This is a genomic window from Streptomyces tatrensis (assembly GCF_049310065.1).
Classification (GTDB): Bacteria; Actinomycetota; Actinomycetes; order Streptomycetales; family Streptomycetaceae; genus Streptomyces.
Map to the genome: position 1 here is coordinate 2,177,607 of NZ_JBMDLB010000007.1, position 24,530 is coordinate 2,202,136.

The 24,530-nt window shown below is 72.9% G+C and carries 22 protein-coding genes; 9 read left to right on the forward strand and 13 right to left on the reverse strand.

All coding sequences use genetic code 11. The features are described from left to right. Window positions 1-232 precede the first annotated feature (232 nt). Window positions 233-1,477, reverse strand: a complete 1,245-nt coding sequence (locus ACODT5_RS13250; protein ID WP_422519368.1) for a sensor histidine kinase — start codon at window positions 1,475-1,477, stop codon at window positions 233-235. Window positions 1,478-1,482: 5 nt separating this feature from the next. After that, window positions 1,483-2,136, reverse strand: a complete 654-nt coding sequence (locus ACODT5_RS13255; RefSeq protein WP_112451148.1) for a response regulator transcription factor — start codon at window positions 2,134-2,136, stop codon at window positions 1,483-1,485. Window positions 2,137-2,394: 258 nt separating this feature from the next. Between ACODT5_RS13255 and ACODT5_RS13260 the strand changes: the two genes are divergently transcribed. Further along, the gene (locus ACODT5_RS13260) at window positions 2,395-2,568 is read left to right on the forward strand and encodes a hypothetical protein (RefSeq protein ID WP_204357838.1); all 174 of its coding nucleotides are present in this window, start codon (window positions 2,395-2,397) and stop codon (window positions 2,566-2,568) included. Window positions 2,569-2,671: 103 nt separating this feature from the next. Here the strand turns inward: ACODT5_RS13260 and ACODT5_RS13265 are convergent, their stop codons facing one another. Further along, the gene (locus tag ACODT5_RS13265; protein ID WP_422519369.1) at window positions 2,672-3,475 is read right to left on the reverse strand and encodes an inositol monophosphatase family protein; all 804 of its coding nucleotides are present in this window, start codon (window positions 3,473-3,475) and stop codon (window positions 2,672-2,674) included. A 64-nt stretch (window positions 3,476-3,539) separates the two neighbouring features. Continuing rightward, window positions 3,540-4,715: a ferrochelatase gene (locus ACODT5_RS13270; RefSeq protein WP_422519370.1), complete on the reverse strand. Its 1,176-nt coding sequence runs from the start codon at window positions 4,713-4,715 to the stop codon at window positions 3,540-3,542. Window positions 4,716-4,885: 170 nt separating this feature from the next. On the opposite strand from ACODT5_RS13270, the gene ACODT5_RS13275 reads away from it, so the two are divergent. After that, window positions 4,886-6,148 carry an MFS transporter gene (locus tag ACODT5_RS13275; protein ID WP_422519371.1) on the forward strand — a complete coding sequence of 421 codons (1,263 nt, stop codon included), beginning with the start codon at window positions 4,886-4,888 and terminating at the stop codon, window positions 6,146-6,148. After that, entirely contained in the window at window positions 6,093-7,436 is a 1,344-nt protein-coding gene (locus tag ACODT5_RS13280; protein ID WP_422519372.1) for a D-arabinono-1,4-lactone oxidase, read from the forward strand. Before ACODT5_RS13275 ends, ACODT5_RS13280 begins: the two co-directional genes overlap by 56 nt. A 19-nt stretch (window positions 7,437-7,455) precedes the next feature. On the opposite strand, the gene ACODT5_RS13285 is transcribed toward ACODT5_RS13280, so the two are convergent. Next, the gene (locus ACODT5_RS13285; protein ID WP_422519373.1) at window positions 7,456-8,343 is read right to left on the reverse strand and encodes a hypothetical protein; all 888 of its coding nucleotides are present in this window, start codon (window positions 8,341-8,343) and stop codon (window positions 7,456-7,458) included. 538 nt (window positions 8,344-8,881) lie between these two features. Here ACODT5_RS13285 and sepH point away from each other — a divergent pair. Further along, window positions 8,882-9,892 carry a septation protein SepH gene (gene sepH, locus ACODT5_RS13290; protein ID WP_422519374.1) on the forward strand — a complete coding sequence of 337 codons (1,011 nt, stop codon included), beginning with the start codon at window positions 8,882-8,884 and terminating at the stop codon, window positions 9,890-9,892. Window positions 9,893-9,959: 67 nt separating this feature from the next. Here the strand turns inward: sepH and ACODT5_RS13295 are convergent, their stop codons facing one another. Next, entirely contained in the window at window positions 9,960-10,820 is an 861-nt protein-coding gene (locus tag ACODT5_RS13295; RefSeq protein WP_422519375.1) for a sulfurtransferase, read from the reverse strand. A 195-nt stretch (window positions 10,821-11,015) separates the two neighbouring features. On the opposite strand from ACODT5_RS13295, the gene ACODT5_RS13300 reads away from it, so the two are divergent. Continuing rightward, window positions 11,016-11,807: a VOC family protein gene (locus tag ACODT5_RS13300; protein WP_422519376.1), complete on the forward strand. Its 792-nt coding sequence runs from the start codon at window positions 11,016-11,018 to the stop codon at window positions 11,805-11,807. A 10-nt stretch (window positions 11,808-11,817) separates the two neighbouring features. On the opposite strand, the gene ACODT5_RS13305 is transcribed toward ACODT5_RS13300, so the two are convergent. Beyond that, window positions 11,818-14,331, reverse strand: a complete 2,514-nt coding sequence (locus tag ACODT5_RS13305) for a bifunctional serine/threonine protein kinase/MFS transporter (RefSeq protein ID WP_422519377.1) — start codon at window positions 14,329-14,331, stop codon at window positions 11,818-11,820. A 147-nt stretch (window positions 14,332-14,478) separates the two neighbouring features. Here ACODT5_RS13305 and ACODT5_RS13310 point away from each other — a divergent pair, with 147 nt between their 5' ends. Continuing rightward, window positions 14,479-15,498: a TIGR00341 family protein gene (locus ACODT5_RS13310; protein WP_422519378.1), complete on the forward strand. Its 1,020-nt coding sequence runs from the start codon at window positions 14,479-14,481 to the stop codon at window positions 15,496-15,498. A 40-nt stretch (window positions 15,499-15,538) separates the two neighbouring features. On the opposite strand, the gene ACODT5_RS13315 is transcribed toward ACODT5_RS13310, so the two are convergent. Continuing rightward, complete coding sequence (locus ACODT5_RS13315) at window positions 15,539-16,045, reverse strand: MgtC/SapB family protein (RefSeq protein WP_422519379.1); 507 nt, start codon at window positions 16,043-16,045, stop codon at window positions 15,539-15,541. A gap of 101 nt (window positions 16,046-16,146) precedes the next feature. Then, a complete protein-coding gene (locus ACODT5_RS13320; RefSeq protein ID WP_422519380.1) occupies window positions 16,147-16,506 on the reverse strand; it encodes an ArsR/SmtB family transcription factor in 360 nt (119 codons plus the stop codon). Window positions 16,507-16,642: 136 nt separating this feature from the next. On the opposite strand from ACODT5_RS13320, the gene ACODT5_RS13325 reads away from it, so the two are divergent. Further along, a complete protein-coding gene (locus tag ACODT5_RS13325; RefSeq protein WP_422519381.1) occupies window positions 16,643-18,022 on the forward strand; it encodes an MFS transporter in 1,380 nt (459 codons plus the stop codon). Window positions 18,023-18,147: 125 nt separating this feature from the next. Beyond that, the gene (locus ACODT5_RS13330; RefSeq protein WP_422519382.1) at window positions 18,148-18,591 is read left to right on the forward strand and encodes a DUF7144 family membrane protein; all 444 of its coding nucleotides are present in this window, start codon (window positions 18,148-18,150) and stop codon (window positions 18,589-18,591) included. Between the two features lie 60 nt (window positions 18,592-18,651). Here the strand turns inward: ACODT5_RS13330 and ACODT5_RS13335 are convergent, their stop codons facing one another. Then, on the reverse strand, window positions 18,652-19,347 hold the full coding sequence (locus ACODT5_RS13335; protein ID WP_422519383.1) for a CPCC family cysteine-rich protein: 696 nt from the start codon (window positions 19,345-19,347) through the stop codon (window positions 18,652-18,654). 255 nt (window positions 19,348-19,602) lie between these two features. On the opposite strand from ACODT5_RS13335, the gene ACODT5_RS13340 reads away from it, so the two are divergent. Next, window positions 19,603-21,570: a CASTOR/POLLUX-related putative ion channel gene (locus ACODT5_RS13340; protein WP_422519384.1), complete on the forward strand. Its 1,968-nt coding sequence runs from the start codon at window positions 19,603-19,605 to the stop codon at window positions 21,568-21,570. Between the two features lie 9 nt (window positions 21,571-21,579). Here ACODT5_RS13340 and ACODT5_RS13345 read toward each other — a convergent pair whose 3' ends face one another. The 3 genes from ACODT5_RS13345 to ACODT5_RS13355 all read right to left on the reverse strand — a co-directional run bounded on the left by ACODT5_RS13345 (window position 21,580) and on the right by ACODT5_RS13355 (window position 24,527). Beyond that, entirely contained in the window at window positions 21,580-23,547 is a 1,968-nt protein-coding gene (locus ACODT5_RS13345; protein WP_422519385.1) for a flavin monoamine oxidase family protein, read from the reverse strand. 225 nt (window positions 23,548-23,772) lie between these two features. Then, entirely contained in the window at window positions 23,773-24,054 is a 282-nt protein-coding gene (locus ACODT5_RS13350) for a hypothetical protein (protein WP_422519386.1), read from the reverse strand. A 2-nt stretch (window positions 24,055-24,056) separates the two neighbouring features. Continuing rightward, entirely contained in the window at window positions 24,057-24,527 is a 471-nt protein-coding gene (locus ACODT5_RS13355) for a hypothetical protein (RefSeq protein ID WP_422519387.1), read from the reverse strand. Window positions 24,528-24,530: the final 3 nt, after the last annotated feature.

Genomic DNA, 24,530 nt, shown 5'->3' on the forward strand with positions numbered 1-24,530 from the left:
GCTGGGATGACGACCGGGACCGTACACGGTCCGGGGGCCGTCTTGCACAAACGCCACCCCATGTATTTCCCGCCGCTAGGGGGGCCGGAAACCCGGACTTCCCGGGCTTTCCGGCCCCCCCAAGGTCACTGAGCGCATAGGGCCGGACACTCGACACTGTGATCGATCGCACAGAAGTCACTGCCTTCACGACCCAAGCATTCAGCCAACAGCGAACACGGGGTGGTCGCACTCACAAGGGCAGAGTGACACGCATCACGAGGCCACCGCCCTCGCGCGGTACCGCCTGGATCCTCCCGCCGTGTGCGCGCGCCACGGAGCGCGCGATCGAGAGGCCGAGCCCGACACCCTTGTCGCTGCCCGTGCGCTCCGTACGCAGCCGCCTGAAGGGCTCGAAGAGGTTGTCCACCTCGTACGCGGGAACCACGGGACCCGTGTTCGATACCAGCAGGACCGCCTGCCCGTGCACGGCCTCGGTGGTGACCTCCACCCAGCCGTCCTCGGGCACGTTGTAGCGCACGGCGTTCTGCACCAGGTTGAGCGCGATCCGCTCCAGCAGCACGCCGTTGCCCTGGACCACGGCCAGCGCGCGCTCCCCGCGGATCTCCACGCCCTTGGCCTGCGCCTCCCCGCGCGCCTGGTCGAGGGCGCGCGAGGCCACCTCCGCCAGGTCCACGGGCTTGCGCTCGATGATCTGGTTGTCGCTGCGGGCCAGCAGCAGCAGGCCCTCGACCAGCTGCTCGCTGCGCTCGTTGGTGGCGAGCAGCGTCTTGCCGAGCTGCTGGAGCTCCACCGGAGCCCCGGGATCGGAGAGGTGCACCTCCAGCAGCGTCCGGTTGATGGCCAGCGGGGTCCGCAGCTCGTGCGAGGCATTGGCCACGAACCGCTGCTGGGCCGTGAAGGCCCGCTCGAGGCGGTCGAGCATCTCGTCGAAGGTGTCGGCGAGCTCCTTGAGCTCGTCGTCCGGGCCGTCCAGCTCGATCCGCCGGGTGAGGTCGGAGCCGACCACCCGGCGGGCGGTACGGGTGATCTTGCCCAGCGGCGAGAGCACCCGGCCGGCCATCGCGTAGCCGAAGGCGAAGGCGATGATGCTCAGCCCCATCAGGGCCATCAGCGACCGGCTCAGCAGATCGTCCAGCGCGTGCCGGCGCTGTTCGAGGATGCACGTGTTGATCGCGGCGTTGAACTGGTCGGGCAGCTGGCCCGCGCCGCTCACGCCGGGGCAGCTGCTGACGACCTGGATGTCGGCGCCGCCGACGATCTTGAACGGCAGGGCGTTGCCCTCGCGCAGCGCCTGGGCCGCCAGCAGGTAGATGATCGACAGCAGCAGGATGCCGGCGATCAGGAACATCCCGCCGTACAGCAGCGTGAGACGTATCCGGATGGTCGGCCGCAGCCAAGGGAAAGGACCCTCGGGCTGGCCGGGGTCCCAGGTCGGTTTCGGTGGCGCGGATGGTGGCCGCGGGGTGGCTGCCACCCGCGTCAGATCCGGTAGCCGGAACCGGGGACGGTCACGATGACCGGCGGCTCCCCCAGCTTTCGGCGCAGCGTCATCACCGTCACGCGCACCACGTTGGTGAAGGGATCCGTGTTCTCGTCCCACGCCTTCTCCAGGAGCTGCTCGGCGGACACGACCGTGCCCTCGCTGCGCATGAGGACCTCCAGCACCGCGAACTCCTTCGGCGCCAGCTGCACCTCCTTGCCCTCACGGAACACCTCGCGCCGGTTCGGGTCCAGCTTGATGCCGGCGCGCTCCAGCACGGGGGGCAGCGCGACCGTGGTGCGCCGGCCGAGGGCCCGTACCCGGGCGGTCAGCTCGGTGAACGCGAACGGCTTGGGCAGGTAGTCGTCCGCCCCGATCTCCAGGCCCTCGACCCGGTCGCTCACGTCGCCGGAGGCCGTCAGCATGAGCACGCGGGTGGGCATGCCGAGCTCGACGATCTTCCGGCACACGTCGTCGCCGTGCACGAGCGGGAGGTCCCGGTCGAGCACGACCACGTCGTAGTCGTTCACTCCGACGCGCTCCAGGGCCGCGGCGCCGTCGTACACGACGTCCACGGCCATGGCCTCCCGGCGCAGTCCGGTGGCCACCGCATCGGCGAGCAGCTGCTCGTCCTCGACGACGAGTACGCGCACGTCGTTTCCTTCCTCAGAGCCCGTCAGGGCAGGCGTGTCATGTGGCCTCCATCCTGCCCCTTTCGCCGGTAAACCGGCTGTAAGACGCTGCTCGGGGGGTGACGCGCGGGACGGAAGTGAGGGGAAGTGAGGATTCCCTTGCCTTACGAGGTTTCTGGGGCCAGGGCGGCGGGGAGGACGACTTCACACCCCGAACACCTCCCTGACGGCGCACTGCCACGTGCCGCCGCCGACCCACGAAGAGGGGGCGAACCCACCATGGACGCATTCACCGCGGGTCTCCTGCAGCGCATCAGGAGCACGCAGTCGGACCTCAGGCAGGCTCGCGAGACGGGCGACGACTTCCTCGTGGAAGTGGAACAGGCTGAGCTGGAAGACCTCCAGCGCATCGCAGCCGATCACGGCGTTCCGGTCACCGTCTCCGCCTGCTGATTCCAGCCGCCGTACCCACACCCCCGGACCCCGGAGGCCGCCACCCGGCCGCCGGGGTTCCCTCATGCCCGGGAGCTCTCTGGAGCTCGCCTGGGGACGCCGCTCAGTCGTGCCAGGCCCCGGCTTCCTCCAGCAGCGGCCCCAGCGAGGCGAACACCGCGGGGGTCGCGGCCAGCGCGAGCTCGCCCGAGGCGGGCTCTCCGGGCCTGCCGCCCGTCACCGCGCCGGCCTCCCGCGCGATCAGCTCGCCGGCCGCCAGGTCCCAGGGGTTCAGCCCGCGCTCCCAGTACCCGTCGAGGCGTCCGGCGGCCACGTCGCACAGGTCGATCGCCGCCGAGCCGCCCCGCCGGACGTCCCGGACCAGCGGGATGATCCGCTGCGCGACGTCGGCCTGGTGCGCCCGGCGGCTCTGGACGTACGCGAACCCGGTGCCGATCAGCGCCTGGTCCAGCGGAGCGGCCGGCCGGCAGGCGAGGCGGACCCCGCCCAGCCAGGCCCCGCGGCCCAGCACCGCGTGGTACGTCTCCCCGCGCATCGGCGCCGCCACGACCCCGGCCACCGTCTCGCCGCGGTACTCGGCGGCAATGGACACGCCCCAGGTCGGCAGCCCGTAGAGGTAGTTCACCGTGCCGTCCAGCGGGTCGATGACCCAGCGCACCCCGCTGGTGCCGGCCGATTCGGAGCCCTCCTCGCCCAGCAGCCCGTCCTCGGGCCGGCGCTCCCCGAGGATGCCGGTGATCAGCTTCTCGGCCGCGATGTCCATCTCGGTCACCACGTCGATCGGGCTCGTCTTGGTCGAGGCGACCGCCAGATCCGCGGGCCGCCCGTCCCTCAGCAGCGCGCCCGCCCGGCCGGCCGCCTCCAGGGCCACGTCCAGCAGTTCGGTCTTCAGCTCTTCGGAGATCACGCCCGGCTCCCGTTCATCGACTTCTGCGGACTTCTCGTACGGACTTCACTGCGCACACCGGCGGCTACGCGTACGGGCTGTCCACGCCCGCGGCCGCCGGCCGGGGCGCGCGCGCCGGGCAGCAGCCCACCGCGCACAGGTCGTGGCTCGCCCCGAGCAGCCCGAGCGCGCAACGCTCCACGGCGTCCCCGCGTTCCGCCGCGGCCCGCTCCAGCACGAGGTCCCGTACCGCCGCCGCGAACCGGGGGTCGGCGCCGACCGTGGCCGAGCGGGCGACGGGCAGCCCCAGCTCGGCGGCCTTCGCCGTCGCCTCCGTGTCGAGGTCGTACAGCACCTCCATGTGGTCCGAGACGAAGCCGATCGGCACCATGACCGCCGCCGGGGCGCCCGCTCCGTGCAGGGCCTCCAGGTGGTCGCAGATGTCCGGCTCCAGCCACGGGATGTGCGGGGCGCCGCTGCGCGACTGGTAGACGAGCTCCCAGGGCAGCTCTGTGCCGGTCTCGGCGCGGACCGCGTCGGCGATCAGCTTCGCGACGTCCAGGTGCTGCTCGACGTAGGCCCCGCCCGCGCCGTCCGCCGTGTGGTCCTCCACCGGGCCGGAGGCGTCCGCGGCCGCGATCGGGATGGAGTGCGTGGTGAAGACCAGGTGCGCCCCGGCGCGGACCTCCTCGGGCAGCTCGGCCAGCGAGGCCAGCACGCCGTCGATCATCGGCTGCACGAAGCCGGGGTGGTTGAAGTAGTGCCGCAGCTTGTCGACCTTCGGCAGGTCTGCCTCGGCGGTGCCCTCCTCCACCAGCAGGGCGAGCGCGTCCGCGAGGTTCTCGCGGTACTGCCGGCAGCCCGAGTACGAGGCGTACGCGCTGGTCGCGAGGACGGCGATGCGGCGGCGCCCGTCGGCGGCCATCTCGCGCATCACGTCGTTCAGGTACGGGGCCCAGTTGCGGTTGCCCCAGTAGACCGGCAGGTCCAGCCCGTGCCCGGCGAAGTCCTTGCGCAGGGCGTCCAGCAGCTCGCGGTTCTGGCCGTTGATCGGGCTGACGCCGCCGAAGCCGAAGTAGTGCTGCCCGACCTCCTTGAGCCGCTCGCGCGGGATGCCGCGCCCGCGCGTGACGTTCTCCAGGAACGGCACGACGTCGTCGGGCCCCTCGGGACCGCCGAAGGACAGCAGCAGGAGGGCGTCGTAGGGGGCGGCGGGGCCTTCGGCCGGGCCGGCGGCGGGGGCGCGGAGCTGGTCAGACATGCTTCGAATCCTGCCACCCGCCGCCGCCCCGCGGAAAACAGGCCCGTCCCGCGGAACCGCTCCACCAAGGGCCCGGGCCCTCCTTCCCGCCCCCCGCGGCTTCATCAGGCGGACGGCCCGTACCCGGCCGTAACCTGTATGGGCCAATGACGTCCCTTACGGAGGGCACCTTGCCCAGTCCCTACCGCGCGATCTTCGCCGCCCCCGGGAGCCGGGGCTTCAGCGCGGCCGGCCTCATCGGCCGGCTGCCGCTCTCCATGGTCGGCATCGGCATCCTGACGATGATCTCCGAGCTCACCGGCCGCTACTCGCTGGCCGGCGCCCTCACCGCGACCCTCGCCCTCTCGGCCGCCGCGCTCGGCCCGCAGGTCTCCCGCCTGGTCGACCAGTACGGCCAGCGCCGCGTCCTGCGGCCGGCGACCCTGCTCGCGCTCCTGGCCATCTCCGGGCTGCTGCTGTGCGCGGCCAACAACACCCCCGACTGGACGCTCTTCGTCTTCGCCGCGCTCGCCGGCTGCGTCCCCAGCGTGGGCTCGATGATCCGCGCGCGGTGGACGGCCATCTACCGGGACTCGCCGCGCGAACTGCACACGGCGTACTCCCTGGAGTCCGTGCTGGACGAGGTCTGCTTCATCTTCGGGCCGATCCTGGCCATCGGGCTGTCCACCACCTGGTTCCCCGAGGCGGGTCCGCTGGTCGCCGGGGTCTGCCTGCTGGTGGGCGTGTGGTGGCTGACCGCGCAGCGCGCCACCGAGCCGGCCCCGCACCCGCGCGGCGAGGATGCCGACCGGACCTCGGCGCTGCGCTCCCCCGGACTCCAGGTGCTGATGGCCACCTTCGTGGCCACCGGCGCCATCTTCGGCTCCATCGACGTGGTCACGCTGGCCTTCGCCGACGAGCAGGGCCACAAGGCATGGGCGAGCTTCATCCTCGCCATCTGGGCGGTCGGCTCCTGCCTCGCGGGCATCGTCTTCGGCCTGCTGCACCTCAAGGGCAAGCCGGAACGCAGGTGGGTGCTGGGCATATGTGCGATGGCCGTGAGTATGATCCCCCTCCTACTGGCCGGGAACCTTCCGTTTCTGGCCGTGGCGCTCTTCGTCTCGGGCCTCGCCATCGCTCCCACGATGATCACCACGATGGCCCTGATCGAGGCGCACGTACCACGCGCGAAGCTGACCGAGGGCATGACCTGGATCAGCACCGGCCTCGCGGTCGGGGTAGCGCTCGGCTCCTCCGTGGCCGGCTGGGTCATCGACGCCGGCGGCGCGAAGACCGGGTACGTCGTCTCCATCTCGGCGGGGGCCGCCGCGGCGGCGGTTGCGTTCGCGGGTTACCGCCGGCTGACGAGGTCGGCGCAAGGGGAGGAGCCTTCCAACGATGGCGACGACGGGGACAGCAGGCAGCAGCGGGACACGGACCGCCGCGTGGCATAACTGGGCGGGCAACGTCAGCGCCACGCCCGCGCGCGTGGTCACCCCGGCATCGGTCGGGGAACTCCGGGAGGCGGTCCGCCGGGCCGCCGGGGACGGGCTGAAGGTGAAGGCGGTCGGCACCGGCCACTCCTTCACCGCGGCCGCCGCGACCGACGGCGTACTGATCCGCCCGCAGGCGCTGGCCGGCATCCAGGCGATCGACCGGACCGCCGGCACCGTCACCGTGGCGGCGGGCACGGTCCTCAAGGACCTCAACCTGGCCCTCGCCCAGGAGGGCCTGTCGCTCACCAACATGGGCGACATCATGGAGCAGACGGTCTCGGGCGCCACCAGCACCGGCACCCACGGCACCGGCCGCGACTCGGCCTCCATCGCCGCCCAGATCCGCGGCCTGGAGCTGGTCACGGCGAACGGGGAGCTGCTCACCTGCTCAGAGAAGGGAGACGACGAGGAACGCGCCGTCTTCGCGGCGGCCCGCCTCGGCATCGGTGCGCTCGGCGTGGTCACCTCGCTCACCTTCGCCGTGGAGCCGCTCTTCTTCCTGACCGCCCGTGAGGAGCCGATGACCTTCGACCGGGTGACGGCGGAGTTCGACCAGCACCACGCGGAGAACGAGCACTTCGAGTTCTACTGGTTCCCGCACACCGGCAACTGCAACACCAAGCGCAACAACCGCAGCCAGGGCCCGGCCGCCCCTCCCGGAGCGGTCTCCGCCTGGGTGGAGGACGAGCTGCTGTCCAACGGCCTCTTCCAGGCCGTCAACTCCTTCGGCCGCGCCGTCCCGGCGGCCATCCCCTCCATCGCCCGGATCGCGAGCCGCGCCCTGTCGGCGCGCACCTACACGGACATCCCGTACAAGGTGTTCACCAGCCCGCGCCGGGTGCGGTTCGTGGAGATGGAGTACGCCCTTCCGCGCGAGCGCGTCGTCGAGGCGCTGCGGGAGCTGAAGGCCGTGGTGGACCGCTCCGGCCTGCGGATCAGCTTCCCGGTGGAGGTGCGGACGGCTCCGGCCGACGACATCACCCTGTCGACGGCCTCGGACCGCGAGAGCGCGTACATCGCGGTGCACATGTACAAGGGCACCCCGTACCAGGCCTACTTCACGGCCGCCGAGCGAATCTTCACCGAGTACGGCGGGCGGCCGCACTGGGGCAAGGTGCACACGCGGGACGCGGAGTACTTCGCCGGGGTGTACCCGCGCTTCGGGGAGTTCACCGCGCTCCGGGACCGGCTGGACCCGGACCGGGTCTTCGGCAACGACTACCTGCGGCGCGTCCTGGGCGACTGAGCGGGGGACCGGGCCCGGATCAGGGGGTCTGCGACTCCTGGTCCGAGCCCGAGCCCGAGCCCGTTCCCGTGCCGGCGCCCGTGCCGCTGCTCGGGGTCGGCTTGCCGGTGCTCGGCGTGGGGGTCGGGGTGGGCGTGGGGGTCGGCGTCGGAGTGGGCTTCGGCGGGGTCGGGGTCGGCGTGGGAGTCGGCGTCGGCGAGGGGTCCGGATCGGGCTCCGGGCTCGGGTCGCCCTTCGAGTGCGAGGGGTTCGGGGAGTTCCCGGTGTCCGGGGTCTTCCCGCCCTTCTCGCCGGTGCCGGTGCCGGACGGGTCCTCCTGCGGGGCCGGCTCGTGGTCGCGGGCCTTGCCGACTCCGCCGGTGAGGATCGTGCCTCCGCCGGCGCTCACCGAGGTGCCGGCCACGGCCTCGTAGGTCCCGAGGCCGCCGAGGGCTATGACGAAGGCCGCACCGGAGGCCACGGCCGTCCGCTTCCAGCCCCGCCTCCGGCTGCCGTGGACCGTCGCCTCGCCGAACTCCCCGTCGGGCTTCCCACCGGACTCCCCGTCGGGCGACGGCCCGGCCGGGACGGTGCCCAGCAGCATCGTGCCGTCCGGCGCCCTCCGTACGGGACCGGACCCGGACCCGGGCCCGGCCACCGGGACCTGACGGGCCTTCGGCCGGGCCGTCTCGCGCAGCTGGTCGCCGGTGCGGCGGAAGAAGTGCTGGATGACGGGCCCGCCCGCGGTGGCCACCACGCTCACCACGCCCGCGCCGAGGATGGTCCCGTAGACGCCCATCTGCGAGGCGAGCAGGGCCGCCGCGACCGTCGCGAGGGAAGAACCCGCGACCTGAGCCGCGCTCAGATCGAGCTTCTTCTTCTCCTTCTCCTGCTCCGGTTCGACGTCCAGCACCGTCTTCTGACCCATCGCCATCCCCTGCGTGTCCTGCCCTTCGCGCTCCAACGCCTTCTCCAGTTACTGACACATCAGCGAAACGGATAGTTCCGTTTCCGGAGATTCTGTGAAGCAGGACACCCGAAAACGGGCGCACACCCAGGTCCGGCCGGATGTGGACCCGATCCAGGGCAGCCCAACTCCCGCCGTCCGAGACAAGTTCGGCGGCGCGGCGGTCCACCCAGGTGGCCCGAATGGAGTACTGTGGCGAGCCCTGGGGCCGTCCTTCCTTTCGGATGTCCGGACCCGGGAGAGGGGGCCGGCTGATGGAAAAACGGCACTCGAGACCGGCGATGCCGCGGTTTTGCACGGGATCCTGCTGCGCACAGTAATCGTTCGGTCACTGTGCGTGCCCAACAGGTAACCGTGCCATAACAGCGATCAAGGGCGCATGCCCGACACGCCGGTTTAACTCGGCAAGGTAGTGGCAGGCTGCACCCGGGCAGGCCACACTCGACTAGCGGAAGCAGCGACGCACGTGACGTCGGCAGGCACCACCCGGGAGGTCCCCATGCCCGAACTGCGTGTCGTGGCCGTCTCAAATGACGGCACACGACTGGTGCTCAAGGCTGCGGACAGCACGGAGTACACGCTTCCGATCGACGAGCGTCTCCGGGCTGCCGTGCGCAACGACCGTGCGCGCCTGAACCAGATCGAGATCGAGGTGGAGAGCCACCTCCGCCCCCGCGACATCCAGGCCCGCATACGAGCCGGTGCCTCCGCGGAGGAGGTCGCCCAGATGGCCGGCATCCCCGTCGACCGGGTACGCCGCTTCGAGGGCCCCGTGCTCGCCGAGCGCGCGTTCATGGCCGAGCGGGCCCGCAAGACCCCCGTGCGCCGGCCCGGCGAGAACACCGGACCCCAGCTCGGCGAGGCCGTGCAGGAGAGGCTCTCGCTGCGCGGGGCCGAGAAGGAATCCGTCCAGTGGGACTCCTGGCGCCGCGACGACGGCACCTGGGAGGTCCTGCTGGTCTACCGGGTCGCGGGCGAACCGCACTCGGCGAGCTGGACGTACGACCCGCCGCGCCGGCTGGTCGTGGCCGTGGACGACGAGGCCCGCTCGCTGATCGGCGAGTCGGACGACCTGCCGGCGACCCCGGAGCCGAGCTTCCCGTTCGTGCCGAGGATCGCGCGCCTGCCCCGGGACCGTCCGCTGGACCGGGCGCTCGACCGTCAGATGGAACGCCCGACCCCGCCGCCTCCCCCGCCGGAGGCCGAGGACGAGCGGGACACGCTGACCGCCCTGCTGGAGGCGGTACCGAGCTTCCGCGGCGACATGGTGGTTCCGGAGCCGGTGACGGAGCCGGAGGTGGAGGAGCCGCCCGCCGCCTCGGCGTCGGCCGGTGCGGGTTCCGCGTACGCGGACGTCCTGATGCCGCGCACCGTGGCGGGACACCGGGACCGGCTGACGGGCACGACCGACCGGCAGGCGGAGGCCGACGGGGTCCGTCCGGGCCGCCGCGCGGCGGTGCCGAGCTGGGACGAGATCGTCTTCGGCACCCGGCGCAAGAAGCAGGAGTAGCGCGGAGCAGCCCGGATCCTGCCCGGCCCCCGATACGGGGGCCGGGCAGGATCCGAATAGAGGCGCCCTAGCCCGGCAGCTCGCCGACCGCCACCTCGCGCGCCGGGTCCGCGGACCATTCCGACCAGCTGCCCGCGTACAGCGCGGCCGGGATGCCCGCCGCCGCCAGCGCGAGGACCTCGTGGGCCCCCGAGACGCCCGAGCCGCAGTAGACCCCGACCGGGGTGCTGGTGTCGGCGTGCACGCCGAGGGCCTCGAAGCGGGCCCGCAGGGCATCCCGGTCCAGGAGCAGGCCGTCGGGTCCCGCGTTCTCCGTGGTCGGCGCCGACAGCGCCCCCGGGATGTGGCCCCCGACCGGATCGATCGGTTCGACCTCGCCCCGGTACCGTTCGCCCGCCCGTGCGTCCAGCAGCACACCCGTCCGGGCCAGCGCCGCCGCACCGTCCGCGTCCAGCAGTCCGATGGCACCCGGATTTGGCTTGAAATCACCCTCGCTCACGGGGGTGACCTCGGCCGACAGCGGGCCGTCACCGGCCTTCCACGCGGCCAGTCCCCCGTCCAGGACCCGTACGCGCGGGTGACCCGTCCAGCGCAACAGCCACCACGCGCGGGCCGCCGCCCAGCCCTGGCCGCCGTCGTACACGACCACCGGCGCGTCCCCCGAGACGCCGGCCCGCCGCATCACCGCCCCGAACTCCTCGGGATCCGGCAGCGGGTGCCGGCCGCCGGAGCCCGCCGGACCTGCCAGTTCCGCGTCGAGGTCGACGTAGACCGCGTTCGGGAGGTGTCCGGCCTCGTACTCGGGCCTCAGGTTCGGGCCTCCGAGCTGCCAGCGGACGTCCAGGAGCACCGGCGGCAGCGGGCCGGCCAGCTCCTCCTTCAGATCGGCGGCGGAGACGAGCGGGGAGCGGGGCGGGTTCGCAGTCATGCGGGCCATTTTGCTCCCCCGCCAGACACTCCGCGGAACAAGCTGTACATCGACGGGCCGGGCCGGGCCGCACTGATTCGGACATCTCTCCCGGCTCCCGCGAAACCCGGCCGGTCGGGGCGCGCCGGGCCTCCCGGAGTGGAAGCATCAGCTCCGGGAAGGGTCACGAACGTGACGACGGAGGAGACGGCTGACATGACCGAGGCATCGGAAGCAACGCGGCGCACGCCCGGCACGCCGTGCTGGGCGAGCCTGATGGTGCACGGCCTCGGGACCACCGAGGATTTCTACGCCGACCTGTTCGGCTGGGAGTACGAGCCCGGCCCCGAGCAGCTCGGCCCGTACGTCCGGGCCCTGCTCGACGGGCGGGAGGTGGCCGGAATCGGCGAGATGCCGCCGGACCGGCAGCTCCCGGTGGCCTGGACCACGTACCTGGCCACGGACGACGCCGACGCCACGGCCGAATCCGTCCGCTCCTGCGGCGGCACGGTCGCGGTGGGCCCGCTCGATGCCGGGATCGCGGGACGGGTGGCGATCTGCTCGGACCCGCTGGGCGCGATCTTCGGGCTCTGGCAGGCGGCGTCCGACCTCGGCACCCGGCTGGCCGGGGGGCCGGGCACCCCGGTGTGGCACGAGCTGGTCACCCAGGACACCTCGACGGTCGGCAAGTTCTACGAGCACGTCTTCGGCCACGAGGCCCTTGCGCACCCCGACGCCGGCGAGGACTTCGACTACCTCACCCTGTCCTTGCAGGGCCGGCCGGTGGCCGCCGTGCACGGGGTCGGCCGCTCCCTGCCCCACGACCGGGGGCCGCACTGGATGACGTACTTCGAGGTGGAGGACACCGACGCGGCCGCCGCCCGGGTCCTGCGGCTCGGCGGCCGGATCGTCCAGCCGCCGCGCGAGGGCCTGAGCGGCCGGCTGGCCGTGGTCACGGACCCGGAGGGCGCGGTGTTCACGCTCGTACGGGGCCGCGGCCAGGGCTGAGCGCCCGCGGCTACCGGAGCTGCCCGCTGGAGGCCCGGGGCGCCCCGGCCCTGACCATCAGGCCCCCGGCGAGGGCCGCCAGCAGCAGGGCGCCGAACCCGCACCACAGGAGCATGCCGTAGCCCTGCACCAGCATCGGGAACTGCGTCTCCTGCGTCGCGGACCCGGCGGAGAAGAGCACGAGGACGGCGAGCAGCACGCCCCCGATCGCGTCGCCCAGCTGCTGGGCCGTGGCGATGGCGGCCGAGGCCCCGCCGGCGTGCCGGGGTGCCACGCCGGCGGTCACCGTGGCGAAGAGCGGCACGAGGGCCACGCCGAGGCCGAGGCCGATGAGCGACATGCTGGGCAGGGACAGGCCCGTGGACAGGTACCCGTCCTCGGCAGTGGCCAGGATGAGTACCCCGGCGGCCGCGAGCACCAGCCCCGCCGCGATCAGGACCTGGGGCGCGACGCGGTGCAGGAGGCGGGCGGAGACCTGGGTGGAGCCGAGCACCGTCCCGACGAGCAGGGGCAGGAGGTACCTCAGGGACTCGCCCGCGTGGTAGCCGTAGATCTGCTGGAGGTAGAAGGCCAGCGAGGCGACCAGCGCCAGGGAGGCGGTGCCCACCAGGAGCAGGGCGAGGAGGGCTCCGGCCCGGTTCCGGTCCTTGAAGACGTACGGGGCGAGGAGCGGGGCGGAGGTGCTGGTCTGGCGCCACAGGAAGCCCGCGAGCAGGCCGGCTCCGGCGGCGAGCAGGATCAGTGCGAGCACGTCGATCGTTCCGTCGGACTCGATCCGGGAGAGGCCGTAGGTGAAGGCGGCGAGCCCGCCGGAGCCGAGCAGCACGCCGGGCACGTCCGGGCGGGCGCCGGAGGCGGCGGGCTCGTCCCGCGGCAGGGTGAGCGTGGCCAGGAGCAGGAGGACGGCGATCGCCGCGGGGGCGTACAGGCACCAGCGCCAGCTCAGGGTTTCGAGGAGCGGTACGCCCACGAGCAGCGCGACCGCCGAACCGCCGCAGGTGAACGCGGCGTAGACCCCGAACGCCCGGCCCCGTTGCCGGGTGTCGGCGGAGCCGGTGGCGACCAGCGAAAGCCCGGCCGGTGTCAGCAGGGCGGCGGAGGCGCCTTGCAGGACACGGGCCCAGAACAGCGTGCCGGAATCGCCGGCCGAACCGCCGAGCGCGGAGGCCGCCGCGAACCCGAGCAGGCCGACGACCAGCGACCGGCGGCGCCCCATCAGGTCCGCGAGGTGCCCGCCGAGCAGCAGCAGCGCGCCGAAGGCGACCACGTAGGCGGTGAACATCGGGCTCAGACCGGCGGATTCGACCCCGAGGTCCGCCTGGACCGACGGCATGGCGAGGGTGAAGACCGTCGCGGCGAGCACCACCGTCAGCTGCGTCAGCGAGGCCACCACCAGGCCGCGCCGGCGCCCGGCGGGGCGCGGGGCGCCGGCCGGGTCCTGGCCCGGAGGCGTGGAGGGGGTCTCGGACCAGGCGCCCGGGGGCGGGCCCATGGGCGGGCCGAAGCCTCCGGCGGGCGTGGCGTCGGCCGGGGCCGTCGGGGCGTAGGCGGGCGGCGGAGGGAGCTGGGGGCGCGGGGAGGGGACCCGGGGGTCCGGACGCGCGGCCGGGGCTTCGTCGGGCCGCGTGGGGGCGTAGTCCAGCAATTGGGCGGCGTGGCGGCCGAGTTGGGCCAGGACCGCGCCCGGTAGCCATTCCCCGGCCTGGTCGGCGGACGTGCGCTCGGCCACCTGCCCTGGGGTGGGCCGCCGGGCCGGGTCCTTGTGCAGGCACGCGCCTACGAGCTCGACGAGCCCGTCCGGCACTCCGGTCAGGTCCGCCTCCTCCTCGGCGACCCGGAAGAGGTGGGCGTTCAGGCCGGTGTCCGCGGCGCCGAAGAGGAGCCGTCCGGTGGCGGCGTAGACGAGGACGGCGCCGAGGCAGAAGACGTCGCTGGCGGGGGTGAGTTCGAGGCCGCGGACCTGTTCCGGCGACATGAACCCGGCCGAGCCGATCAGCATGCCGGTGTGGGTGAGCAGGCTGTCCCCGGCGAGGCTGTCCATCGCCCGGGCGATGCCGAAGTCGATGACGCGCGGGCCGTCTACGGTGACCAGGACGTTGGAGGGCTTGAGGTCGCGGTGGATCAGGCCCGCCTCGTGCACGGCCTGCAGGGCGAGGGCGAGCCGGTTGGCGAGGGTGTGCACGGAGTGCTCGGGCAGCGGCCCGAAGTCCTTGGCGACCACGGCGTGCAGGTCGGGCCCCGGGATGTACTGGGTCGCCACCCAGGGCACGGCGGCCTCGGGGTCGGCGTCGAGGACGGCCGCGGTCCAACTCCCGCCCACCCGCCGCGCGGCGGCCACCTCCCGGGCGAAGCGCCTGCGGAACTCGGGGTTCCCGGCGTACTCGGCCTGCACCACCTTCACGGCGACGGTGCGCCCGCCCTCGGAGCGGCCGAGGTAGACCAGGCCCATGCCGCCGGCGCCCAGCCGGGCGATCAGGCGGTAGGGGCCGATACGGGTCGGGTCTTCGACGATCAGCTGATCCACGCCATGAGGATAGTGCGGCTATCCAATACACGTGGGCGCATCGGCGAAATCAGGGAACGCGCGGGCGGCCGCGACACCCGCCTTCACCGCGAACGGGGCAGAACTAAACATATGATGACATTTCATCACCTATGAGGGCAGGCCGTCATGCCACGAGTCGACGCCACCGCCGCGGACCGGATGGTCACGGCCCTGTTCATCGAGCGCGCCTGGCGCAGTCCCAGTTCCACCCGCTTCTGGGTCCTGCTCGTGCTCGCGGCGGTCATCGCGTCCGCGGGCGTCGTCGGGGACTCGACGGCGACCGTGATCGGAGCGATGATCGTCGCCCCGCTGATGACCCCGATCCTGGGCAGCGCGCTCGCGCTGGTCCTCGCCGACCGGCATCAGGTGGTGCGCTGCGCGCTCCTGGTGCTCGGCGGGGCCCTGACGGTGGTGGCCATCGGCATGCTCATGGGCTGGCTCGTCTCGCCGCCCGACGCCTTCGCCTCGAACAGCCAGGTCTCCTCGCGGATCAGCCCCCGGCTGATCGACCTGGTAGCCGCCCTGGCCACCGGAACGGTCGGGGCCTTCGCCCTGGTGCGTTCCGACATCTCCGACACCCTCCCGGGGGTGGCCATCGCGATCTCCCTGGTGCCGCCCCTGGCCGTCACCGGGCTCCTGATCACCACGCACCGCTTCCACGACGCGAGCCAGTCCGCGCTCCTGTTCGCCACGAACGTCGCGGCCATCGTCGCCACCGGGACGGTGGTGTTCCTCGCCTACGGGGTCCGGGCCGGCGCGGGCGAGGCGGGCATCGCGGTGGGCGCGTTCCGCGGCCGGACCCTGGCCGCGGTCTCGGCCATCGTGCTGCTGGTCGCCGTACCGCTCACCGCGGGCACCGTCTCCGTCGCCCGCGACCGCGCGCTCGCGGCGGACGCACGGCCGGTGGCCGAGCGGTGGGCCGCCACGGGCAACTGGCAGATCGCCTCGGTCGAGGCCCGCAGCGGAGTCGTCGTGGTGGGCGTCCTGGGACTGCCGCCCCAGCCCGCCCCCACCGCCCTGCGCGAAGCACTCGACCGGAACGGGATGCGGGACGCCGCGCTCGAACTGCACCTGGTCGGCGGCCGCACCCACTGGTGCCCGGCGGACAGCGCCACCTGCACGGTCCGCGACTCCTCCCGCAGTTGAGCCCCGCTCCTGAGCCCCGCACCCGAGCCGGGCGCCGTCGTCAGTCCTCGGCGCTGGGGCTGCGCTCCCCGTGCAGTCGCAGGACGTCGGCGTCGCTGCGGAAGCGGTGGGCCCGCCGGCGGCCGTCGAAGACGCTCAGGCCGGGGATGTGGCGGGTCTCCAGCGCCAGGATCACGAAGGCCGTCGCCGCGGCGGCGAGCGCGAGGCGGCCCTGGCCGGCGGCCGCGCCGATCGCGGCCGCGGCGAAGATCGCTCCGGCGGTGGTCACCCCGTGGACGAGGTCGCCCTCGGTGCGGCTCTGGCGGAAGACCAGGCCGCCTCCGATGAACCCGACGCCGGTGATGACTCCGGCGAGGGCGTTGGGCGCGCCGTCCAGGGCGAGGACGGCCACGAGGGCGGCGCCGACGCCGATCATGGAGAAGGTCCGGTTGCCGGCGGCGGCCACCCTCAGGGTGCGTTCGAAGCCGAGGAGGTAGGTGAGGACGAAGGCCACCGAGAGGTGGCCGATCGTGACGAGGGTGGAGGTGTCCGCCTGCCGGTAGTCCATCGGCCGTCCTTCCGGAGTCCTCCGCACGCGGAGGCACGGCTGTCCGTGCCAGTAGAACGTGCGGGGACCGCCCGGGGCGCCGGGCGCGCCGCCGCGGGGGGTCAGTTGTGCGGGGCCGTTCCGCTGACCCGGTGGTCGGCGTGGCTGAGGGCTTCCAGGACGAGGCGGCGCAGGTGCCCGTCGCGCAGGCTGTAGTGGATGCGCCGGCCCTCGCGGCGGGTGTCGACGAGGCCCGCCAGCCGCAGCTTCGCCAGGTGCTGGCTCACCGCGGTCCTCGACGCGGCGCAGCGGTCGGCGAGCGAGCCGACGTCCGACTCCCCCTGGGCGAGCAGCCACAGGAGGTGCAGCCGGGTGATGTCCGAGAGCATCGCGAAGACCTCGGTCGCCTCGGCGAGACGCGCCCTGTCGGGATCCCGTAGGTGCGCATCGGGTGCAGGTGGCTGGGGTTCGCGAGCTGGCATACCCCACAGGGTAGGTCGCTCCGGGGAGGCGCAGGGTGAGGGCGGAGCCGCGATCCATCAAACATGTGCGCAGGTGCGCATGTGTGGATATATTGGAGGCATCGTCCTCGCCCATCACCGGCCCGGAGGGAACCGCATGCAGAGCGTGCTGCGCGACCGCACCTACCGCCGCCTGTTCGGTGCCCAGGTCATCGCCCTGACCGGCACCGGCCTGGCCACCGTGGCCCTCGGCCTGCTCGCGTACGACCTCGCGGGCGCCGACGCCGGCTCCGTGCTCGGCACGGCGCTCGCGATCAAGATGGTGGCGTACGTGACCATCGCCCCGGCGATCGCCGCGGTGGCCGACCGGCTGCCGCGCCGGGCCCTCCTGGTCGGCTCCGACCTGGTCCGGGCGGGGGTCGCGCTCTTCCTGCCGTTCGTGAGCCAGGTGTGGCAGGTCTACGTCCTGATCTTCCTGCTGCAGACCGCCTCGGCCGCCTTCACTCCGACCTTCCAGGCCCTGATCCCCGACGTCCTGCCGGAGGAGCGCGCCTACACGCGGGCCCTGTCCCTGTCCCGGCTCGCCTACGACCTGGAGAGCCTCGCCAGCCCCGCGCTCGCGGCCGCGCTGCTGTCGGTGGTCGGCTACGACCGGCTGTTCCTCGGTACGGCGGCCGGCTTCCTCGCCTCGTCCGCGCTCGTGGTGTCCGCCGTGCTGCCCCGGCGGGCGCGGGCCGGCGCCGCGTCCGGGCCGGGCGCGTACGCCAAGGCCACCGCCGGGACGCGGCTGTTCCTGCGCGCCCCGCAGCTGCGGTCCCTGCTGGCGATGAACCTCGCGGTCGCGGCCGCCGGAGCCGTGGTCACGGTCAACTCCGTCGTGTACGTACGGGACTTCCTGGGGCTGTCCGCCGAGTCGGTCGCCCTCGCACTGGGCGCGTACGGGGCCGGGTCCATGGCCGTGGCCCTGGCGCTGCCGCGGATCCTGGAGAACCGCCCCGACCGGCGGGTGATGCTGGCCGGCGCCCTGCTGCTCCCCGTGGCGTTCGGCGCCCTCGGCCTCATCACCTCGGCGCACGGCGGCGGTTGGCGCTGGCCCGCGCTGCTGGTCACGTGGGCGGCGTTCGGGGCGGCCTGCTCGATGGTGCTCACGCCCGCCGGCCGGGTGCTCCGGCGGGCCGCGCCGGAAGGGGACCGCACCTCGGTGTTCGCCGCCCACTTCTCCCTGTCGCACGCCGCCTGGCTGCTGACCTATCCGCTCGCGGGCTGGGTCGGCGCGAAGGCCGGGCTCGGATGGGCGACGGCGGCCCTCGGCGCGATCGCGCTGGCCGCCGCGGCCCTCGCCGCCCGGCTGTGGCCGGCCGGGGCGGGGCAGCCCGGCGCCGCCGCGGCGGAGGCGGGCCGGGGCCACGTACACGAGCACGAGCACACCGGGCTGACTCCCGGGCATCCGCACCTCCACGGGGCACGGCGGGCCGGGGCGGGGTGGCGGCACAGCCACCACCACTTCACCGACGAGCTGCACGCCGCCCACGGCTGACCCGGGCCGCACCGGCCGCGCGAATTCACCCGAACGGCGGCGCTCGGATGTCCCCGAACGCCCCCGGCGCGGACGCTGGGCGCAACGCAGGACCCTCGGCGTCCCGCCCGATGAAGGAGCCTCTCGTGGCACAGGCAACGCCCCCCAGCAGGGCCCCCAACAGCAGTTACACCGCCGACGAGAACCCGTGGGCGGCGAGCGGCACCGTGTTCGCCGGTGTGCTGATGCTCGTGGAAGGCGTGCTCGGCATCCTGAAGGGAATCGTCGGCATCGCGAACGACGACGTCTACGCGAAGGTGGGCGACTACACCTTCAAGTTCGACACCACGGCGTGGGGCTGGATCCACCTGCTCCTGGGCATCGTGCTCGTGGTCGTCGGTGCCGGCATCCTCAAGGGCGCGGCCTGGGCAAAGGTCACGGGCGTGGTGATCGTCGCGCTGGACATCATCCTCAACTTCCTGTGGCTGCCCTACACGCCGCTCTGGGCCCTCATCTCGATCGCCATCGGGGTCTTCATCATCTGGGCGCTGTGCACGGACTCGGCCACCAGGAACCGCTCCGCCGCCTGAACGACGCACGGGCACCGGGCCCGGGAGGGTCCGGTGCCCGTGCGCCGGTGCGGACCGGGGCTACTCCTCGCGGGCCTCGCTCCGCAGGTACCCGGTCAGCCCTTGGACGACGGCCCGCTGGGCGTGCACCCTGGCGCGGATCGACTTCGCGTCCAGCCTGACGTGGAGGGCTGCCGCTTCGTCACCCTTGCCCACGGTGATGCTGCCGTCGGACGTGCTGCCCCGGCCGGCATCGAGTGCGACGGCCGCGTCCAGGAGGCGGAGTTCCACCTGGGCCGTGTCGAAGCGGCCTTCGAGCCATTCCCGGGGCGGGGCGTCCGGGTACTCCGCCAGGTCGAACCGGATGAGGACCGACGGCCCCTCTTCGAGCCAGCGGACTTCGCGCACCGTGACGCCGTCGAGTCCGGGCGCCGCCTGCTCCCCGTAGACCGCCCGGACGATCTCGGGGTTGTCGACGAACTCGAGCCAGCTCGGTTCCGGCACGGGACCCGCCGCCACCTCGGGAGCGACCTCCTCGGGCAGGGGCGGCCGTACGCGGCCGGTGCGCCGGCGCTCGCTCGCCCCGAACTCCTCGTAGTTCTGCCGGGCCTCCCGGAGCGTGACGCGGTTGGGGCCACCCACGTACTCGTCAGGATCCCGGTAGTCCCCACCGTCGTCCTGCCAGCCGCAGACGGGGCAGATCTCGTGGTGGCCCTTCACGTGCACCGTCAGGCTCCCGCAGACGATGCAGGGTGATGCGCCTGTCGTCACTGTCACTCCGGTTCTGGTTGCCCGTCTCGCCTGATGGAGCTGTCGAAAGAGGCAATGATCCTACTTGATCCGTGCGTTGGTCTCCTCGCCGTCCGGATCCGGCGCGAGGCCCGGCAGGCCGAACCGCGTGAACGGGGCGTTCATACCTCTGAGTGAGGTCGGTGGGGATCACGGGGGTGGGAGCGAACTTCTGCCTAGGGTGACTCCTGGCGGTCTGCGGCCGCTCCGATCCGGCGCGTCGACCCATGTACAGGAGCTTGCGTGGCGCAGCAGCACACGACGTCACTCCGGCTCCGTCTCCGGTACCGCTTCGACCATCTGCTCTCAGGCGGAACGACCGCGCTCATCGGCTGGCTCGCCCTGGCCTGCCTCGCCGTCGTCGTTCCGGCCAGCGCCGTCCTCGTCTGGTCCGACCGGGCCGCCCCGGCCACGCTCTCCGGCCGGCTCACCGCCGTGTGGGTCAGCGTCGGACAGACCCTGAAGATCGGGGGTGCGGTCGGCTCCCCGCTGTACGTGCTGGCCTCCGTGTCGCTCGCGCTCGTGGCGCTGCTCTTCGTGTCGACCCTGGTCAGTCTGATCACCACGGGCATCAACCGGCGCATCATGCTGCTGCGCCGAGGTCACTCCACCGTGCTGGAGACCCGGCACACCGTCGTACTGGGCTGGTCGGACCAGGTGTTCCCGGTGATCGGTGAGCTGGTGGCCGCCAACGCGAACCAGCGTCGCTCCGCCATCGCCGTGCTCGCCCCGCAGGACAAGGTGTGGATGGAGGAGGAGATCTCCGCCCGCGTCGGCGACAGCGGCAGGACGCGGATCATCTGCCGCAACGGGAGCACCACGGACCCGGCGGAGCTGCGCCGGGTGAGTCCGCGCACGGCGCGGGCGGTGCTGGTGCTGCCCCCCACCGGGGACACCGGTGACGCCCACGTGGTGAAGACGCTGCTGGCCCTCGCCGCGGCCGTCCACGGTTCGGCGGAGGCCGGGGCGCAGGGAGAGACGGAGGGAGGGGCGGTGGTGGTCGCCGCCGTCCGTGACTCCCGCAACCACCTGACCGCCGAGCTGGCCGCCGGGCCCTCGGGACACGTCCTGTGCGTGGACGACATCGTCGCCCGGCTCCTCGTCTCGACGGCCCGGCAGCCCGGTCTCTCGCTGGTCTACTCGGAGTTGCTGGACTTCGACGGTGACGAGTTCTACCCGGTGGCCCCCGGGGACCTCGTGGGGCGCACGTTCGGCGAGGCGCTGCTGTCCTTCGACACCTCTTCGGCGGTCGGCCTGCTGCACGGCGACGGGGGCGTCACCCTCAATCCCGACCCGGGGGCGACGATCGGCCCGGCCGACCGGATCATCGTCATCTCCCGGGACGACGACACGGCCGTACGGGCGGACGTGGCCGACAGTGTCGAGGACGGCGCGATCGTGACGGCCGCACCCCGGGCCGCCCGGACCGAGCGCCTCCTCCTGCTCGGCTGGAACCGCCGCGCCCCGCTCGTCATCGAGCAGCTCGACCAGTACGTGGGCCCGGGAACCACCCTGGACGTCGTGGCGCTCGGCGTGCACGCGGCCACGGACGGCGGCGCCCTGGGCGTCACGGCCGCGCGGTCCCGCCTCGAAGTCTCCTTCCACGAAGGGGACATCACCGATCCGCTCACCCTGGCCAAGCTGGACGTGACCTCGTACGACGGTGTGATCGTGATCGGTGAGACGGAGCCCGAGGACGTGGACGCGCCCTTGGCCTCCCTCGCTCCGGTGACGGATCCGCAGGCGCGGGCGGACGACAGGACGCTGGTCACGCTGTTGCACCTGCGGGCCATCATGGAGACCGCGCGGCGCGACATCGCGCTCACCACCGAGATGTCCGACGACGGCAACCGGCTCCTCGCACCGGCACAGGACGGCGCCGACTTCATCGTGAGCGGCAGGCTGATCAGCCTGCTGATGACCCAGATCTCCGAGAGCCCGTACCTCGCCGCGGTCTTCGAGGAGCTGTTCGACGCGGAGGGCCACGAGTTCCACCTCAAGCCGGCCACGGACTACGTCCGGGCCGGTCATGAGGTCTCGTTCGCCACCGCCGTCGAGGCGGCGCGGCGGCGCGGGGAGTGCGCGGTGGGCTACCGGTTGAGGGCGCGGAGCACCACGGGCCCCGACTACGGGGTGCGGATCAACCCCGACAAGCGCGGGCGCGTCCGCTTCTGCGAGGAGGACTGGCTGATCGTGCTCGCCGAGAGCTGACGGCCGCAGCTACGCCGTGTGCACTTCCAGGGCGGTCCGCACCGCGGATTCCAGGGCTCCCTCGATCCACGCGGGCTTGATGGAGGTGTGGCATCCGGCGAAGTGCAGGTTGCCCTCGGCCTTGCGGACATGGGGGAAGAGTTCGGTGTGCTGGCCGGGCAGCAGTACGGACGCCTCGCCGTACGCGTACGGGTCGCGCATCCAGGACTGGGTGCGGCCGACGCCGGTGTAGAACACCTCGACGCGCTGCCCGAACACCTCCTGGACCCCGGCGAGGGCGCGCGGGTAGCGCTCCTCGTCGTCCAGGGAGTCCCACTTGAGGGCGTCGTCCGACCAGCTGTAGGAGGCGAGGACGACACCGCCGGCGCTGCCCTCGACGGGGTAGGAGGGCTGGAACATGAAGCGGTTGGGGTTGTCGGTCACCGAGCCGCCGCCGACGACGCGGGCAGCCTCGGGCTGATCGCGGGTGACCACGCGGCTGGCGGCGTAGTGGGAGCGCTGGCCCGCGGAGATGTGGCCCTCGGGTACGGAGTCGTGGGCGCCCAGCAGGCTTCCGTTCGCCGGGCTCTGCCCGGTCTGGTACTTGCGGTAGAGGCCGGGCTGTACGGCCTCCAGCTCGCGCTTCCAGTCGGCCTCGTCGAACTCCCACCAGCGGCGGCTGAATTCGAGCAGCACCTTGGTGGCGGCGTCGTAGTGCAGTTCGGTGACCGCGCGCCGCTTGCCGTACGAGAGGGCCGGGGTGACGGGGATGTGGCGCAGCCCCGAGAAGGGGACGGTGATGATGGCCGTGTCCGCGGTGAAGGTCTCGCGCCGCACGGGGCTGCCGCCGCGGCCCTCGGAGACGGTCTCGACCGTGACCTTGCCGTCGCCGTGGACGATGCGGGTCGCCCGGCGGTCGAGGCGTACGAGGTCCTTGACGCGCGCGTACATCGCGTCGGCCAGGGTGGCGGTGCCGTCGGGCAGTTCGTAGAAGGCGGTGTCGGGGCTGATCAGCGAGGCGCCGATGAAGCTGTGCACGAAGGCGAGGTGCAGTCGGGAGGTGAGGTTCTCGACGGTGCCGATCAGGTCGATGGTCCGCTCGTCGAGCCCCGCCTCCTCCGTCAGGAAGCGGTACATCGACATGTGTCCGTAGCGCTGGATGACGCGCGCCCAGCCCTCGACGAGTTCCCTGTCCTTCTTGCCCTCGATCTCCCCCCGTACGGGGGCGAAGGCGGAGCGGACGATCTGCGAGGCGGGCACGGACTCGTACGCCTGCGGGACGCCGAAGGAACGATTGAGCGCCTGCGGGGCGCGCGCGTAGTCGGCGCGGCGGACCCGGATGCCGTTGACGTGGATCCACGTCCGGTAGGCGGGACGGCCGGCGGCGTCGACGTCGACCAGGTGGAAGCGCCTGCGCTTGAGGCCGAGGTCGTCCATCAGTCCGGTGACCAGCGGGTGGCTGTCGGGGATGCGCATCGCGCCGGCCTCGGCGTACTGCTTGGGGTCGGCGAAGGGCTGGGCGGCCTTCTCGTGGCCGCCGGTGCGGAAGGTCTTGATCCGGCCGCCCACCCGGTTGCCGTTGGCCTCGATGACGGTGACCTTGTGGCCCGCCTCGCGCAGGAGGTGCGCGGCGGTGAGGCCGGCCGGACCGGCGCCGACGATCAGCACCTTCTTGCCGGGGCGGCGCGAGCGGGGCAGGCCGTTCTTCAGCAGGATGTCGGCGTAGCGCGGTACGAGCGGCTGGTCCTCGTCGTCCCGTACGAGGATGGCCCGGGCGATCGTCAGGCAGGTGTCCCAGTCGGCGACCGCGGTGCCGGGGACGGCCTGCGAGGTCTCGGCGGACGTGACGGCCACCGTCAACCCGCCGGCCGCCGCGACGGCGGCCGCGCCTGCGATGACGGTACGGCGGGAGGGCCGGCGGGCGGGCGCCGGTGCGGGCTCGCCGGAGGCTCCGGAAGGTTCAGGGGTTTGGGAGTTGGCATCGGGATCCATGATCATGACCCAACTCTTGCCGCCCGCCCGGGCCGGAAGGGCCAGAAAGCGCCCGCGCGGGCAAGGACCACCCGGACGTGCGAAGCGCTCCGCTCCGCGCTGACGAACTGGGTTTCGTACGGGCACCCTTGGGGCCGTGGGCGCCTTCGGGATCCCGGGCACTTCCCATGTCCCCTGTTTGAAACCCGGCAGCACGTCGACACCACCGGCGCGGCCGGCCCGTTCGTCCGGTCACCTCCGTTCCTGCACCGCCAGGGCTTCCTCGGCCCGCAGCGCACCCGCACCGGACCCGACGAGGCAGACCTTCCCGTGGTGCGTTTCGTCCAGCACCTCCCGGGGATGCCCGTACCACTCGATCTCCGTCAGTTCCACGGTTCCGTCCGCCGGGGAAGGCAGCTGGTAGAGCGTCCCGACGCGTGCGGAGCCGTACAGGCTCCGTACCACGCACACGGCCCGCGAGGCTTCTGCGCCCTCGACCGAGATGATGAGGAGTCGGTGGGCGTCAGCCGCCATGCTCACCACGGAGCGGACTTCGGCACGCGCCACCACCAGACGTGGGCCTGCGGCGCCCGGCCGCGCGCGGTGCGCAACCACGGGTCGAGCGCTCCCGTCACGTCCTGATCGGTGGCGGCCCCGAACCGGGCGTCCAGTGCGTCCAGCAGCCCCGCCAGCTCCGCCCGCACCGCCGGAGGAAAGCCGTCCATCACCTCTGCCAGCGCGTCCCGGCCGTCGAGGTCGTTCTCGTAGGCGCTGAACGGGTAGAACTCCTCCGGGCGGGGGCCCACTTCCAGGATCCGCCCCAGGCGCTCCCACGCCTCGAACCGCCGACGTACGCAATACACCGGCTCGGTGACCGCCTCCCGCCGCTCCGGCGAGAGGCGGGCCCGTTCCAGCTCCAGCCTCTCCGCGTCGACGACGGCCACCGCCGCCTCCGCGGCGGGCGACAACCGCGCCCACAAGGCGTCCGTCTCGGGGGTCCCGGTCATCCG